8 protein-coding genes and 1 pseudogene are annotated in these 17,850 nt (G+C 43.4%); 3 read left to right on the forward strand and 6 right to left on the reverse strand.

The genetic code is table 11. From position 1 onward, the window contains the following. Positions 1-6 precede the first annotated feature (6 nt). Positions 7-9,186, reverse strand: coding sequence for an RTX toxin (locus QQ041_RS09645; protein WP_285953752.1), 9,180 nt, complete (start codon positions 9,184-9,186; stop codon positions 7-9). Positions 9,187-9,440: 254 nt separating this feature from the next. Here QQ041_RS09645 and QQ041_RS09650 point away from each other — a divergent pair, with 254 nt between their 5' ends. Beyond that, complete coding sequence (locus tag QQ041_RS09650) at positions 9,441-11,288, forward strand: M3 family metallopeptidase (RefSeq protein ID WP_285953753.1); 1,848 nt, start codon at positions 9,441-9,443, stop codon at positions 11,286-11,288. A gap of 93 nt (positions 11,289-11,381) precedes the next feature. Here QQ041_RS09650 and QQ041_RS09655 read toward each other — a convergent pair whose 3' ends face one another. The 3 genes and pseudogenes from QQ041_RS09655 to QQ041_RS09665 all read right to left on the reverse strand — a co-directional run. After that, complete coding sequence (locus QQ041_RS09655) at positions 11,382-11,693, reverse strand: hypothetical protein (protein WP_146490899.1); 312 nt, start codon at positions 11,691-11,693, stop codon at positions 11,382-11,384. A gap of 164 nt (positions 11,694-11,857) precedes the next feature. Beyond that, a complete protein-coding gene (locus tag QQ041_RS09660; protein ID WP_146490900.1) occupies positions 11,858-12,889 on the reverse strand; it encodes a porin in 1,032 nt (343 codons plus the stop codon). A 156-nt stretch (positions 12,890-13,045) separates the two neighbouring features. Continuing rightward, positions 13,046-13,123 (reverse strand): annotated as a pseudogene (locus tag QQ041_RS09665) (DUF3187 family protein); the annotation flags it as partial. Positions 13,124-13,342: 219 nt separating this feature from the next. Here QQ041_RS09665 and QQ041_RS09670 point away from each other — a divergent pair. Next, entirely contained in the window at positions 13,343-14,137 is a 795-nt protein-coding gene (locus QQ041_RS09670; protein ID WP_146490901.1) for a response regulator transcription factor, read from the forward strand. Between the two features lie 71 nt (positions 14,138-14,208). Here QQ041_RS09670 and QQ041_RS09675 read toward each other — a convergent pair whose 3' ends face one another. Beyond that, positions 14,209-15,042 (reverse strand): regulatory protein RecX, encoded by an 834-nt coding sequence (locus tag QQ041_RS09675; RefSeq protein ID WP_285953754.1) that lies wholly within the window; start codon positions 15,040-15,042, stop codon positions 14,209-14,211. 218 nt (positions 15,043-15,260) lie between these two features. Further along, positions 15,261-16,865 (reverse strand): mechanosensitive ion channel family protein, encoded by a 1,605-nt coding sequence (locus QQ041_RS09680; protein ID WP_061016501.1) that lies wholly within the window; start codon positions 16,863-16,865, stop codon positions 15,261-15,263. A gap of 252 nt (positions 16,866-17,117) precedes the next feature. Between QQ041_RS09680 and QQ041_RS09685 the strand changes: the two genes are divergently transcribed. Beyond that, positions 17,118-17,366: a hypothetical protein gene (locus tag QQ041_RS09685; protein WP_017062732.1), complete on the forward strand. Its 249-nt coding sequence runs from the start codon at positions 17,118-17,120 to the stop codon at positions 17,364-17,366. The last annotated feature ends 484 nt before the right edge of the window (positions 17,367-17,850 follow it).

Raw genomic sequence — 17,850 nt, forward strand, 5'->3', positions numbered from 1 at the left:
TCTAACTTACAGCGTTAAATTATTGTCTTCTATCATTTTTTGTAAAATTTGTGCTTCTAATGCACTGCTACTATCACCCTGATACAAATCATCATACGTCACCTCGGCGAGCAAGATATTTTGTTGGACGTCATCGTCTCCATTGGCCTTAATCGAAATCGTTACGCCTTCCGCTGATTCTTCTAGATCGAGGTACTGTGTCGCACCAATGCCCGTAGCGATACCTAAGCCACCCAGGATACCTGACAAATCAATCGCATCCGTGTCTGGTGAGGCATCAAAATCTTGAACCACATCGAAGCTCGGCGCATCTGCACTGCCTAAACCTGTAGATTCAAATACAAAGCTATCCGAGCCTGTACCACCAATTAGCAAATCATTGTCATCTGTTGCGGTAATCGTAGAGTCACCTTCAGCCACAAACTCAACCGATACGGTTTGTGGGAGCCCTACCGCTTGGTTATTACCGATTTCTGCTGATGGCTCAATCGTTAGATCAAATTGATCACCACTGTTGTAGCCCCCGGTAATCGCTACATTAGGCACATCCGCCAAGTTCACCACGTATTGTCCGCCGACCATCGAACCATGTGAGAAAGTCAAACCGGCAGGTATGTCATAGATGGTAATAAAACCCTCCTCAGAATCGGCAGGGTTAACGAGAGAAAGATCTAGACCAAGAGGAATCGTGCCGCTTGCTTCAGAGACAATTGATTGGTATTCGAGGCTTAACAACGGAGCATCAGGCTCTGGTGTAATCACCAAAGTCATATCTTGTGAACTTGGTTCGCCAGTATCTGTTACCAAATTACCAAGCACCGTATTTTGGTCAACCGTTTGACCAGTGATCGTAATATCGAGGTTGCCCCAAGCATCTCCAGCAAAGAACTCAAGCTCATCAACGGAGCTCGCAGTCACCAGAATAGTAGCGTGAACACCACCAACCCCATTAGAGATAAACTGCGCGGTTTCAGAGCCAATGCGAATTCTATCAAGCCCAATTAAACCTGAAGGATCCGAAGTCCCATTTACCGTGACTGTAATTAATAAAAACTCGTCACTGTTGGTTTCAAAACTATTCGCATCAAGTGGAATAACAATACCTTCATCTTCACTACCAATCAGCTGTTCAGGTAGGTCGAAAAACTCAACTTTATCACCGATAGGATTCACACCGACGGTAAACTCAGATTCTGTATAACGAATATCTGTTGTACCAATTTCTTGAGTGATTGCCTCAAGAGCAAGATCCATATCTCCACTGAAATCCCTTGGCGGCAAAATAACTAGGTTCGCAAGCTGACTTGGATCCAACTGCCATTCATAGGTAGGGTTTCCATCGAAGGTACCGCCATCAGTGCCATTGTTTGGAACCAATTCATAGGTATCTCCTACTTTAATTGCGACAACTGCGCCTTCAGGAACTCCCTTTAATGAAAGTGACATATTTTCAGAGCCATCTTGGTCAATCAGCTCTGCGCTAAGTGATGACAATGAAATATAGTTGTCTTCGTCACCTACTATATTCTCCGTCACCAGGTTCGCCGCATCAGCGACAGGCTCAACAGTAATAGTCACCACCGTCGTTTTATCTTGCGTATCCGTTTCAGTCACACAATCCGCTTCATCGATAATATTTGCTTTCACAGTGAGGGTAATTTCACCACTGTAATGTTCAGGTGGAGTTACCAACACGTCACTCAATCGGCTAGGGTCTGTGACCGTCCAAGTGCCATCGCCATTGTCAACTAACAGCCCGGTGTCTGTTGGAGTTTCAGACAAGGTTGCTCCATTCGAAATGCTCACCGTTAGAGAGTTAACGGTTTCTTTACCAGTAGCGCTGTTACCTTCACCTGTTATTAACTGCCCTGTTTCAACGCTGTCACCAAGGACTAGCTCAAGATTAAGGTCTGTCGCGGTGTCTTCTTGAATGGTTGTAGCGTCAGTCACGACCGTAATGTCGTCCACAACGGGTAGAACTTGAATACTGATGGTTTGGTCTGTTGTAACGGTATCTCCGTTACAAGGAGAGGTCTCAATGGTTTCAATCGTAAAGTTGATACAGCCAGCAAAGTCTTCATCTAAGCCCGTTAACGTTAGTTTCGAGAGTCCATCTGCAGTAATTGAATAACCGACGATCTCACCAGAAGCATCGTATTCAGCAATCACACCATCACCGGAGATCTCAACGCCTTCAGGAAGTGAATCGGCAGGAATATAGAAAGAGATTTCATTGCCTGGATCACTGCCAACATCGGTGTTTAACAAACCAGTAAGATCAATATCTTCCCCTTCAGGTGTTTTAATTTCGCCATCGGGTTGAATCGGGCTTGGTGGACCAACAGGATCACAACTGCCGCCACCGCCATCATGACCAGTAATTTGCAGCGGGAAAGTCGCATCAATATATCTCGCATCTTCGCCATCAATCACACGAGCACGAACCACAATATCCAGTACCGGAGTATCACTTGGACTGGAAATCGTCGCATTATCTAAAATGTACGCTGCAAGCTCTTGGAAAGAGTCACTCGTTAGCCCATTCGCCGATATAATCCAATTCCCCGAGCTATCTTGCGCGGCACCATTAGGGTGCTCAACAATCAACGAATAGCCGTCGGGAATTTCGATCAAAATATAATCGAGGTACTCTGACCCATCGATATCCGCGTCGACGAATGTCACGGCGTTAGATATATCAACAGGCGAGCCATCTGTACTCTGTAAAAGCTCTGTAGAGCCTTCTAATCGAGTATCTAACTCGACACGAGCATCGACAGTCACGCTAATAGAACCAATAATATCTTTAATATCCGTGGCACCAGTTGGAGAGGTATCCGTGACTTCATAGGTGATAGGAATCGAGAATGTTCCGCTTAAATCTTCTGTCGCTGTAACAGAAAGCCTACCGCTGCTTAGAAGATCCGAAAGCGTTGGAGTTGTTGAGTCCAGTAGAGTGTCCAAATCTAAGCCTGAGGCTGGAATCTGAATAGCACTCCCATCAAAATAAAGAGTGAGATCTGCAGGTAGGCTATCAATGACATATCCCGTCAAGGATTCGCTGCCATCAATATCCTGATTCACTGAAGGCTCGAGGTTAAGGCCTATTTGACTATCTTCGATCCCTTGAGTACTCACCACTTGACCGTCTTTTTGGTCAACAATAGGGGCTAACTCTACTTTAAGTGTCATCAGAAACTCACCCGAATCACCATCGGGCTCAGTTGAGATAGCAATAACGGTGAGTTCTAATTCACCACTAAAGTCAGGAACCGGCTTGAGGTACAGGTCATTCAATTGAGCGTTAGATACTTGGAATACAGGTCCTGTAACATCATCAACATACGCAATCGTCAGTGATACTGGCTCACCCAACGCATCCACCAGCAAAGTGCCTTCCGGAATGTTGGTAAGCAGTATGTTGATCTCTTCTGAAACATCGTCATCCGTCGTTTGTATGAGGAAGTCGAGTTGTATTAACCCATCTTCGTTTAAGACCGATTGGTTGCTGATGACTTTACTGTCACTGTCGTATTGCCAATGACCATTACCGCCGTCTACCGCGATAGGTTCATCTACAACACCTTTCAAAAAGATGTTGATGGTTTTTGTATCACTTGACGCTTGCCCATTGATAGGAATAAGTGAATCGACCGTCGACTCGGTCGCTATCGCTGTTACGTTTATTGACAGGTCTTCAGTAAAGGAACTGATATCTTCTTTAGGCTGAATATAAGCAACACCATTGGCGATTGCTTCGGCAGTGACTGAATAGGAGTTGTTGCCTATCTTTGCGGTACCATCACCTTCAACAGACCAACCATCTTGAACTTGGATAATATAACTTAACGATTCAGAACCGTCGGTGTCGGTAAGAGTGCCTTCAATGACATCTTTGAGATAAATAGCTTCATCCTCTAGTCCCTTATAATCTTTCACTGATAAATGCGGAGTATCTGCATCCGGTGACATTTCGACCACTACGGTATTGACAATATCGGCTGTTTTATCACCTGGATCCGCGAAGGTATTACCCGATTCGGTTGCGACCGCAGTAATCTCAAATTCGAATCGACCCGCTAGGTTTTCATCAGCTCTGATTTCCATTTTATCGATTTGGTTCTGCGTGTACGCTTTACCCTCTTTAATCAAGGCTCCATTCAAGGTGATATTTAACCCATCGGGAATGCCTCTAATCGTATAGGTCAGAGCTTCAGACGAATCTTGATCAACGAGCTGAGCTGTAATATCAAGTTTGATAGGGTCAGCGTCATCTTCCACAGATTGATAAGTGAATACTGAATCAGACCAATCGGGAGCGTCTGCAACAGGTAAAACGGAAACCGCAATATCGGCTGTAAGTTCTTTTGGTACTGTATCTGTGCTAATGATGGCGTTAATCGCCAAAATAACCGTCGACGTGGTGTTAGATTCATGGAGGGCCGGACGATAGGTTAACTGTCCATCTGGGCCAGTAAACTGACTATCAATCGCTGTCAGCTGACTTCCTGATAAGGTGACCTTGCCGTCGACAACTTGAAGTAGCACCCCATCAAGGTACAAGCTACCACCGTTTAGCGATGCTTCGGAGAATTCGATAGCGGTAACGGTTTCGCTTTGGTCAATATCACCAGTTGAGACACTAACGACAATAATCGCGTCGTTATCCTCTGTGGTTTCAGAGTCTTCATAACGAATAAAACCTTCGTTATCATCGAGGACAAGTGTCGCAGTACTAGCAACTTCATCACCATCCGCATCTCGGACTAAGTAATCAATGTCATCCACTAGTCTTGGATCATCTGGATTTGTAGCTACATCTGGATTTGTAGTTAGTTGGTAGCGGCCATCTGGTGAGAGCGTAAACTGACCGTACGTTGAGCCACCATCATAATCATTAATTAGATTGATCGTGATTGGCGTACCAGCGTTATCAAAGGTATATGTGACATTTCGATAGCTGAAACTAATGATCTCCGCGCCGTCTGCGCCTGCAAATTCTTCGGTTAGGAACTGTCCATTGAGGTTATCACCCTCAACCATTTCAATAGAACCATCTCGAGCAGTCGGCACATCATCTTTTACGTTGACAGAGTAAGTAGCAGGATCAGAAGTATCTCCATCCGCATCATTAACTGTCAATTCAAAATTAAGAGCTAGATTGTTCTCTCCATCAGCATTTGCATGATCGAGTGGTGCATAGAGATCAAACTCAGTGGTCCCGTCAGTATTAAAGCGAATCCTAAATACGTTATTGCCGTCAGTATCTTGCCCGTAATACCAACCATCAGAATCAACAGCTTGAAGGGATATCGCTTTCCCAGCGCTAGTGTAGCTTAGTGCATCAAATGCAGCGGTATTTACCGTGACAGAAACAACATCATCAGAGCCCTCAATAATACCCAAAGATGGGCTGCTATCTTCTACTCCAACTTGCTGGCCGTCTCCTAACAACCCATCCTCATCAACGGAGATACTTCCAATTACCGATATTTCAGGATCTTTACCGTCATAGATTTTGATGTCAGACTCTTGCGTGTCTCTCGAACCATCGGAATCAATGGTGACGATAGAAGCTGGAATCGTCAGCTCGGTGTCTTTAGAACCTGAGCCATGATCAATGGACTGATACAGCTCAATAACGACATCAACGTTTGTTGAGCCATTGGCTTCAAGGCTGAAACTATCTGGTAATTTGATTCTGAAAACAGCATCGCCATTACCAAGAACCGCATCAAAGGTACCATTACCATTATCACGCCAAATCAGCGCTTCACCATTGCTGGTTACCGCTACACCATCGCTACCAAGAACAGCTTGACCTGTGGTCACATCCAGACCTAAGAAAACCAGAGGGTCATTGCCTGCGGTAACGGCTAAGCTCACGTTTGCTGTTGACCCAACTCCCGATGGAGTGCTATCAGCAACAGGAATTTCACTCAATTCCACCATTCCAGAGCCAATCGTTGGCTCGCCGCCATCAGTCACTGATACATTCAGGGTTAATTTGGTTTCATCGTTGTCATCATCTCTAGCGGTAACAACAAATGGAAGTTGGTCTGTAATGTTATCTTGGTCGAGTCCCTTAAAGAGTTCAAAAGTATAAGTAACATCACTATCTGCTTCACCTGAAGGAGAGGTAAAGCTCAGGGTGAATGCTTTATTGTCAGCACTTTCAGAACCAACATAGCCAGTAAGTTCACTTCCATCCGCAGAGACCACATAAATGATCTGTACACCGCCACTAAATAACTGCGGCTGATCTGCAGCATCGAAAAATACGGACTCGACAAAGTCACTCCCGACGTTGATATTAAACATACCAGTATCAGAAACACTACCATTAACAAGATCAGATTCGTCCACAACAGCATTGCTAGTTGAAGTTAGCACCGGATCGACCCCATCCTGGATAATCCAATCAAACTGCCCTTGTTCTAAAGCAGTACCATCTAAGTCTTCTCCATCGATGATAAGTGGCAGGGTAATAGAGTCGTTGCTGATCAGGTGGTTTATAGGCTGTTCTAGGACTAATGTGACATCTGCGAGAACATCAATACCACTAGCAACCGCACTCAACGTTAGTGTGAATATCGTTTCACCATTTGCTTGTGCGGTAATCATTTTACCATCATTGGCTAACGTGTAAGTTAGAGGAAACTCCTCGTCACCAGTCGTTAAGCCCAAGGCGTCTAGCTGCACAAGGGTATTGGCATTAAATACAATCGAGGCAGGATCTGGATTGTCTGAACCTGCGGAAACAGTAAACTGACCTACTACAGTTTGGACTCCATCAGATACGTCACCTTCCGTACTGGTCGTTGTCCCATCAACCACTAATCCCGCATCACCATCGAAAATATCGATAACCGCGGTGCCATTTCCGAAGTCGTTACTGCTATCGCCAGCGACATAGTTGAAACTGATGTTTTGAGCTACCGTGTGATCTAAGTTTCTGTTGGCGACAAACGTCCAGTGACCATTTGCAAAGACGGTTAAAACACCTTCATCAAGAGTAAATGAAACTGGAGCACTGCCTGAAATTGTTTGTGTCGCCCCATCAACTTCAACGCTTCTTATAGTTAGCTGGGTATCGAGATCGATGTCGTTATTGAGTACATTGCCAGATACCACTTCACCTTCGATAACTTCATAAGATTCATCAAAAATAAGTGGTTCAGAATCTTTAATGATAATAGGTAAATGGCCGATGACCAGCTCCGTAGTGCCATCAGCGTCCGTTTGCAAACCTTCAATAACCAAAGACGTTTGAATAGAATTTAAACCTGTCTCTTGGTCAATCGCCTTATAGAAGTTGATGTTTACGTTACTGCCAGAAATAGCAGCATCGAATACAATTTCGCCATCGCTTCTTGTTCCGGTTAGGCTTTGTTTGTCACCTGATACGGTAATCGTTATCGACAAGCCTTGAGAAGTTAGCGACTCAGCTATAGTTTGATCTTCGCTAAACGAGAAATCTGCAAAATCGATCCGAATATCAGAAGTTTGTGTTTCGTCTCCAAAAATACCGATGATGTTTTCCGAAAACACCACAGACTCAGGAAGAATAATCGTTGGCATGTCATCGATGGCTTCGTTGCCGACGGTATTAAAAACTTTTGCGTCAATCGTCCATTCCGCAGATGAATCTAGCGCTGAAATATCAATATTCTCCACCAGCCAGTTACCCGCAGAATCAACAACGCCTTCAAAGACTAGGGTCTGAGTCCCATCGCTTACTTCAATGTAAACTGGGAGCCCTTCTGCAACGTTGGTCGTACCCTGCATATTTGTAAGTTGGCCACCGCGAAATGCCAAAATACTAAAGCCATCTAGCGTATCAATATCAATTACTGGCGACACGGTATCAATAACAATGACCCCTGCACTATTAACTGCAGTCGCTGGGTTACCTGCGACATCAATAGTGTCAGCCTCGATGGTAATACTACCGTCGGCAAAGCTCGTTAAGTCCACGCCTTCCACAGACCAAGCGCCATTCACAACCGTTGCCGTCAGCGCGATAACGTTGGTGGTGCTGTCTGAAATACGGATATTGACCGTTTGACCATCCTCAACATTTTGGACGGTACCGAAGAACTTGGCAGACTGAACTTCGAAACTGTTGAGAACACCATCGCCGCCATCATCAACACTTGCGGTGATGCTCGCTAACGTATCTTTGATTATGGTGTCTGTCGCTGTGGTTGGGTTTCCGGCAATATCGATGGTGTTAGCAATCACCGTCAACTCTCCTTCCGCAAAACTTGAGTAGTCTTGTAGAGTGAGAGTCCATGTACCACCCGATACGGTCGTTGTGTATTCTTGGGTGAGGCCTTGGCTATCGGTAATGGAAATGCTTATCGTCTGACCATCTTCAACATTGGCTACGGTGCCGACTAGCGCTCCGTTGGCAATTTCGAATTGGTTGTAAAACTCATCACCAAAACCATCAAAATCAACATCGATTGTAGCTAGGGTGTCTTTGATTGTAGAGTCGTTGGCCGCAATGCTGTTACCAAACTCATCAGCAATGACCGCATCGACCTTAAGATCCCCCTCAGCCAATGAAGAGAGATCAACACCGTTCACAACATAGGTTTCATCGCTTGTGATTGCTGTTGTGGTCAACGTATTACCATTAATGTCAGTGATCGTTAGCAGAACGGTACGCCCGTCTCGAACATCAACAGCGGTACCCGTTATCGTGACTGAAGGTACTTCGAACTGGTTTTCGTAACCGTCACCACCATCTAAAATATCTACGGTTAACGCAGCACTCGGTAAAAGTATGTCGAGGTTGCCTTCATTCGATGTTGCGTCGTCTTCAAAGTATTCTGTTGGTCGAGTATCAAAACCGGCTTCTGCCAGGGTTTCGTTTAGTGTAGATCGGACATAGGCAATAAAAGAGGCACTAGCGCTAGGTTGGTCGTTTGAAGCACTCGGCTGTTCTGGCGAGCTTTCAATGTTGTTTACAAGCTGTGTCACAACCTTTTCCAACTGTTGTTCTACAGCTTCTATTTGTGGTTCTGTCAGAGGTTGAGTCTGGTCCAAGTTTTGAGGTTCAATACTCACCACTTGCACGCCCTCGACCTTCGCTTGCGCAGCGGGTAATGGCTGCCAAGTACCGTCAGGAAACACCTGCCAAATTACCCCGCCAACTTCGATATATAAAATAGGATCCATCCTAAACCTCTTCCTTACAAAAACGCTGACCTTGAGAACATCAATTTACTCAATAAAAGGCTGGAGAAATCAGCGAACTCTCTCTCATAAATACTAGCAAACAACAAATCATTAACAGTTAATTAATTACCATTGATACGCTGTAAAGTAAACCGATATGCTGTGACTTGCATTCAGTTATATCTATCGTCACAAAATACATTCAATGAATGTGTCATAATGTTGAAATTACTGGTTAATTTTCAAGGAATGTCATGACTGCAACGAACTATCTCAACCAATTGAATCAAAAGTATCTTGCGACTCATAAAGCGAAAGAGGACTTCTTTTGGGATACCTATATGGGAATCAGTGACGACCATGATGGTTCGACACTCGCGCAGACTCAGTGGACCGAGTTTCTAAGCTCTGCCGAACAGATTACCGCTATTGAAATGCAACTTGCTGCTATCGATGAAATTCAAGACCCCCAAGAAAAAGAAAGTACGTTTACAGGCTTAAATGGCTGGTTGGCGACCTTTAGAGCTCACGCTATTGAGTCTGAGCAGTCACAGAAGCTTAAAACAGACCTCATAAAATTTGAGGCTGAACTGTTTGAGAAAAAACAAAATCACGTAATGACTTACGTCAATGAAACGGGTGAAGAAACAGAGGGCTCCTTGCCAGTTCTAGGCTCAGCAGTTAGAAGTAATAGTAATGAACAAGTAAGGTTTTCTGCACACCAAACACTATTAAATTTAGAGCAATGGCTGCTGGTTAACGGATTTATTGAGCTGATCAAAAAGCGTAATAAGTTTGCCCGATCTCTAGGGTTCAAAACATTTTTTGATTACTCAGTCGTTAAAACTGAACAGATGACCACTGAGCAACTGTTCTCGATTCTGGATGACTTTGAAACACGTACCCGTGATAGTCACCAACAAAGCTTGAAGAACCTAGCAGAGCAAAAAGGTCAGAGCGCCCTCGAAGGCCATAACTTCACCTACTCTTTTGCTGGTGACGTGATGAATGACCTCGACCCTTATGTCCCTTTCTCAAAGTCATTAAGACGCTGGATTGAATCTTTTGGTCGCCTGAATATCGAATATTCACAAGCCACACTGAAGTTGGACTTGCTTGATCGCAAAGGTAAATACCCAAACGGCTTCTGTCACGGGCCTATTCCTTCGTTCTATGACCAAGACACCTGGGTACCTGCTCAAGTCAACTTCACTAGTAATGCTAAGCCCGATCAAGTAGGCAGCGGCTATGATGGGATCAACACACTGTTTCACGAAGGTGGGCACGCTGCGCACTTTGCTAACGTGAAAATGAACGCGCCGTGTTTCTCTCAAGAGTTTGCACCTACCTCGATGGCTTATGCGGAAACCCAGTCTATGTTCTGCGATAGCCTATTGAATGATGCCGATTGGCTAAAACAGTACGCACTTAATGCAGAAGGACAACCGGTGCCTAATGAGCTCATCAAAGCAATCATCGATAACAAACAACCCTTCAGAGCTTATCAAGAACGCAGCATTTTAGTGGTTCCCTATTTCGAGCGAGCACTTTACGAATTGGCAGATGAAGATCTGACGCCTGAAAAGATCACCGCTCTCGCTCGTAATAGTGAGAAAACGATTCTTGGATTGGCTTGTAGCCCTCGCCCATTAATGGCGATCCCGCATCTATTGTCGGATGAAGCGTCTTGCGCGTATCAAGGTTACCTACTGGCTAATATGGCGGTGTATCAAACTCGTGCATATTTCACCGATAAGTTTGGCTACTTAACGGATAACCCAGAGATCGGCCCTTTGTTAGCTAAGCACTATTGGTACCAAGGAAATAGCGTGAATCATAATGGGACAATCGAAAGCCTGACTGGGGAAGGTTTTAATGCCAAATACCTCGCTGACGAGTGCAACTTATCGCCAGAGGAAGCATGGGCTATTGAAGAGCAAAAAATCAAACAGCTATCGACAAGAGAGCGTGCACCAGTTGCTGATTTGAATGCGAAGATATCGATCGTTGATGGGTCAACCGAGTTGGCGAATAATGATAAATCAAACCATCAGATGTGTGATGAGTTTGAGCACTTTATCGTTGGGCAATACGGTCGATAGATTGTGTTTAAGCCTCTGTAACAAAAATTGAGTTCAAAACTAAAATGAAAAAAGGACGATAAGTTATCGTCCTTTTTAGATTCAGCTTGGGATCTATATCGTGAAACATGCTGAGCGAATTTTGCTATTAAACTCAACATCAACAGAATCAACACTTCTTAGTGATTTTCGATGAATGCCGAATACCTGCCCCGTCAAAACAATATAAAACTTTTCTGTTTTGAGTAAATTCCAAGCTTCATCAAGAGATTCAGCATAAACCTTGTTCTTGAGATCTTGTGGGCGAGTACCTGCGACTCTTCCATGTTTACGTGCCAATTCAAATAGTCCGTTTCGATTCGGTTTACATGTAAACAGGGTATCATTTCCGTAAATAACACCCTTGGCAGTAATGCTTTCAACCATTACATTTCTCCAAATAATAATTCCACTCGTAACACTTGAGTGGCATACCACATGTCGATTTGTGGATGCTTAAACTGCGAAAAGAAGAGAACATGGTGTAACGACCGGGCAAGCTATTACACCATTACCATCAAATTTCTTAGAAGCTCTAAGAGTTCAAGTTCTTAGAAGTAGTAGTAAGCTGCTGCGAATACGTGAGTTTCTTCATCGTATTGCGCACTAGTTTTGCCTACACGGTAACCATCCAGGTCTTGCTTGATATCAATGCCCATGTCAGCGTTGTCAGCAATACGGTACATTGCCGCGATGTTGATGTAAGAAGCATCGACATCGGCTTGGCCATCAAGTTCATTGCTGCTAGATGCGTAACCCGCTGCGATTGTTAGGTCTTCAGAAAGTGTGTAGCCACCCGAAACGTAGTAACCCGTATTCTTAACAGAGTCACTCTCTTCAATCCAAGAGTTCACGCCTAGTTTAAGAGCACCAACTTTAACGTTACCTGTCACTGTGTAAACTTCGTAATCAGCATCGTCATCACGAGCTTCATAACCAGCGTATAGGTTGAATACTTCTTGCTCTAAACCGATGTAACCATTAATGCCTTTATCCGCATCATTATGATCGTCACCTGTTTCAAAGTAAGAAATACCGTAAGCGATACCATTGGTTGCACCCTGGAACTTAACCACGTTGAAGCCGTCTGAAGCATCGCCAGCAGAAGCACCAAACTCATAGGTGTTGTCGCCAGCGCCATCGACTTTGTCTAGTGCTGTATCATTTTCCCAACCGAATGAAGCGATACCAAAGCCAGTGTCGAAACCAATCCATGCTTTGTCTACGTCGGTTGCCGGGCCAGTATCAATACCGTTTGTCCAACCAGCAGTTGCTGCATTCGCTGAAACGTTGTTATCAGTGGTGTAGTTGACCATCATGTCAGTTTCAAAGTAACCAACAATACGGTTGTTACGGTAGTTTACCGCAAGAGTAAGACCGGTTGCCCAGTCATCGTAGAATGCTTTAGAACCCGTATCGTAGTAACCACCAACACCGAAAGAGCCTGATACTGAGAATTGATCTTTGTGCATTGAGTCAAATGCAAACATATCTTCATTTTGGCTATTTTGGCTGCTTGTGTTTACAGCAAAAGCTGAAGTCGAGATGCTTGCAATCGCAAGTGCTACTAATGTCTTTTTCATGATAACCACTACCTATATATTGATTCGGCCTTGTTAGTCCGGCCTTTTGGAGTGGCGCTATTGTTCAAAAAAATACGTTATTGATATACCGTAAATTTACTGAAAATTTTATAGCCTTGGTGAATTAAATTACATAATGATATGTTGATATGGCTTTTATATTGAGAATCGCAAGCCGAGCGTAAACCCGATATCCGTGCTGTTATCCATATTACGGATGTTCTCAATCATCACGGGGTTTGTTAGGCAGAATTAAAAGCCTGAGCCTATAAAAAACATCGTTCAATTAATGCAGTAAATATACTGCTTATCACTCTGTAATATAGAACCAAGAGTTATAAAAAAACGGAGACTAGAACCTCTGATATATATCAGAATCTTATCTTGCACTGAGCTAGTTGAACGAATATCTTCTGTGCATTGACCCAATGAATGTATCGAGTAAGGAAAAACGTGTCTGCTTTAAACCTAAGTTTTGAACAACTATTAATGAAACAATCGACCTCACTTATTAATAGCGATCCTAAAAACTTTCAAACAACTTGGTCAGAAGCAAGTTTTGACGTACTCGATTGGTTTGGGATCGATCGTTTAACGCTATACCCTAATTCAATGGTTTTACTTGAAGATGGGAAAACGTGCTCGGTTTCCAAAGCAAACATACCTCCTGTCGATAAGAAAAGTTTGGTTGGCGGTAACTATCTTGATTACCTAAAGCTATTGAAAACCAATGAAACTTATCTCACTTTTACCAGTGACGAGCTCGTTTCAACCAAAAACTATGTGTTAAAGAAGATCTACAAAGAAGGAGGAAGGTGGCATTGCATCATTCCTTTACAGCTGTTTAACCAACGCTGGGGAGCATTGTCTTTCACTAACTTTCACGACAACGATACCACCTTCAATCTCGAAGATATCCAGCGCTTAAAGTTAGTCTGCGAGCTTTGGCTCTGTTATTGGCAACATTCAACGTTAGCCAGAACGCTAAAACAAAATGAGAACTTATTAGAAGATGATAGTGAGAAGCTATTGTTACTCACAAAAAAACAAACCAAGGTTCTGGCTCTGATTGCTCAAGGGTTTAGTGCAAAAGAGTGTGCCGATAAGCTTCACTTAAGCTCGAGAACCATTGAGTCACACAAGTACCGCATGCTAGGTATGCTGAATCTAAACAGCCATAATGACCTTATTCAGTTCGCCTTACGCAATGGTTTAGGTATTGCAGAGAACCTGCATACAACACGTTAAAACAAGGTATTCGATGCCCTTCTGCCCTTTATATATTAACGTTCGATGTTTCTTGAGATCAATAATACCAGTTACTCGTTACCTTCACTCAGAGCAAATTTGATCTCGTCTGAAGAGAACCCCTTTCGACTGAGCATTGCGTAAGCCTTGGATCGTTCTTTATGATCATTTAGATCGTAAGATTTCTTCTGTAACTGTTCTAAACACGAAGAATAGAAGTCTAGTTGCTCTTCGTTAATCAATCGTTCGATTAGCGATGACAGTTCACTTGTGTCGATTTGTCGCTGCCTAAGCTCTTGCTGAATGGCAGTCAGGCCCTTGCCTTTACGAGCATACTTCAACACCTCTTTTTCCAAATCGGCTTTCTCGGCCTTAATTTGAATGTTACTTTTCAGTTGATGCGCTTGTGGGTGCTGGTCAATCGCTACCTTAACTTGTTGATAGCTAAAGCCACGCTTTTGCAGGGTCGCGACTAGCTTTTCACGGCTTATAGTAAAGCTTGAGTAATAGTGGTTGATTCGTTCTATCAAGATGGTTTGTTCATCAATAGACTTTTCGAAGGACACCTTATGAATCGCATCAGAAATCACAGAGTCCGTCAGACCCTTCTTCTTCAGTTTTTCGACAATATATCGAGAACCAAATTCACCAGAAAAAGCTTGTTCCACGAATTGTTCTGCAAACACTTGGTCAGACTTGAGATACCCAAAGCCTTTCAGAGTCCCTAAAGTTTCATCGATCCATTCTTGATTGTCGGTTTTCACTTTGAGCTTCGCAACCAACTCACTTTCCGTCATATCCCTCTGAGTTAAATGCCACATCGCAGAGTTCATAACACTTTCAATTCGCGTCGCTTTTCTTACCGTTGTATTTCTACTATTCGTTTTTTGCTGTGAATCATCCATTCGCTTTCAACTGTCCAGATTGAGCCTACCCCATCATAACTTAATTCTAAGATGGGTGGAGTGACATAAAGAATGAGGCTCAATATAAACGACAGCCAAAAAAATGGACGCTTATTCAGCGTCCATTTGATATCACATTAAGAATGATGGCTCGAAGCCACACTTAGCTTTTACGTAATCGCTCTTTTCGAAATTGCTTCTCGTACTAGCTCTTTCGCTTAGTTCTCTTCGTGATTGTAAATATGTACATCTCGTTGAGGGAATGGAATCGTGATGCCTTCTTCATCGAAGCGTTTTTTCACGGTTTCCGTCACATCCCAATACACATCCCAGTAGTCATCAGTCTTAACCCAAGGCCTTACGACAAAATCTACAGAAGACGTATTCAAGGTATGAAGCTTGATCATATGCTCTGGTTTTTTCAACACTAGAGGGTGCGCAACAATGATGTCGTTCAATACCGCTTTCGCTTTATCGATATCATCTGAGTAACCAATACCGAAAACCATATCAACACGTCGCACACGCTCTGCCGTGATGTTGTTGATCACGTCACCCCAGATTTTGTTGTTTGGGATCACCAAGCGTTGGTTATCGATAGTTTGAACGGTCGTCGACACTAAGCTCATATCTTTTACCGTGCCTTGCACGCCCGCCACTTTAACCATGTCGCCCACATCATAAGGGCGGTAGATCAAGATCATCAAACCCGATGCAAAGTTAGATAGCGTATCTTGCAATGCGAAACCAATGATGACACCTGCAACACCGAAACCAGTGAGAAGTGGTGCTAGCTCTATCCCTATTTGAGACAGCGCAATAAGCAAACCAATAAACACGACCGCTTTAGATGCAATGGATACGAAGAAGTCCTGCATCAAGACACTGAAGTCCATTTTAGAGTGCGAAACACTCTTACGAACGGTCTTACGAGCCACGTTAGCTATAAGGCGAGTTACATACAAAATACCGAGAAACAGAGCGAGTTTAACGATAAAAGAAGGGGTATTTTCAAAAGCCCATGAACTGAACGAACGAAGCCAACCATCCAACAACTCAAGTGCAACATCAACATCCAATACATCGGCATTAATATCTCCCGTCGTCGACAGCAACACTCGCTTGTAAGAAGTGACATCCACGCCAAAAGGTTCCATTAGGGAGATGGTCTCTTCTAAGCTAGCAACCATGACACTAGTACGCTCATTAAAGCGTATTAGCTCCTTTTTGATGGTCGCTTTCTCTTCTTCAGTGACAAAAGACAAACGTGCCTCTTGGTCTTGTCGCTGTGTGTCAGTGTAAAGAATGGCATTGGTTAGATACTTGGAACGAGATATTAGAGCCATCTTGAGCTTATCTTCGGAGACAGTAACATCAACGCCACGCTCTTTAGACCAATCTAATGTCTTAGCAAGTTGCTGATAATAAGCATCCATCATTCCGATTCGTTTTTGAATTCGTAACTCTAGAGGTTTCTTAGCATCACCTTCTGCTGAACGATTTTCTTTGCTCAATGTAACGATTTTAACTTCATTCAATGCCAACAGTTTTTCTAAGAGTTCAACCTGCTGAGAAAGAATGACATCAAGTCCATCTTTTTTGTCAGATGATAATTGAGAGAATATCTCTTCGCGTAAGGCTTGATTCTTACGCCTTAATATATCCTCAAGAAAGGGCTTCTCTGCATCATGCGCCGTTTCTAATGTTGCCAGATCGAGCATTAATTGATCTTGTACTTCTGCTATTTTATCGACACTTTGTGCAAAACTTCCAAATGCAACAAACGCCAACATTAACAATAGACAACGCCAAACCTTCATCATATTAATTCCTATTACTGTCTAAATTGACCCTATAAATAGTAGTAAAAAGAAGATGGATAACAAGCATTTAAACGTATGTTATGTTAAAACTTCGCAAATTATCAGACAGCTTCTAATATTTGAGAGTTCCAATCCCCACTTATGACCTGTAGAGTACGCATCCAACAAAGAACAATGGCCAATATCTTCACTCGGGCACATGCACTAAAGCGCCTTAAATACGATGTTGGCTCACAGCAAGAGAGCATAAAAATGAACAACGAACTTGATATTATTGAGTCTCTAGAAGAACTAGAGCAATTCCTAATTTCAGTGGAAGCTGGCGGTTTAGGCCTTGAAGGCGTTGAAGGTGTAGGCATGGCAACCAATAATTCTGATGGCCGTCACTTCGTTGCTGTATTCAACAGCAGCCATAAAGTTCTACTTGCTCGTTGGATCACCAAAGAAGTGTTTGATAACGGTAAAGACTTGGTACGTAACGGCCCTCGCCGCACTCACTAAGTTTTTCCAATAGTCCTAATGATTAAAGCCCAACACGTTCATCTACGGCCTGTTGGGCTTTTTTGTATCGCCTCATGGAAAATAAACCACTCGATACACAATAAATTCGCGATAACTGCCGATTGTTGTGAACTTTAACTAGAGCTCAATGTCGTATTCGCGTGAGTTGGTGATTATACGGCGTTTATCGTATATCTGCTGTTTCCCGCACTAATACATAGTTTCACTTTAACAATTTTATGACTTGTGGCGCGAAGAGAACTTATCTAAGCTAGCCACAATCCAACGAGCTCGCTTTTAGCTACTAACTGATTCGATTACTGACTGATTTGCTAAATACACCATTACTTTTCTTATCTACACAGAATCGCCGACAAAAGCATTCGCTTTGGGCGCTCTTTCTTACCGGACTGGTTATCGTAACCTGTCTGGCAAGTACGCTATCTGTAAAGAAAGTATCGATTTCAACTTCTCTCATTGGTCA

The organism is Vibrio sp. TMPB1044 (genome assembly GCF_030442075.1).
Taxonomy (GTDB): Bacteria; Pseudomonadota; Gammaproteobacteria; order Enterobacterales; family Vibrionaceae; genus Vibrio; species Vibrio satsumensis.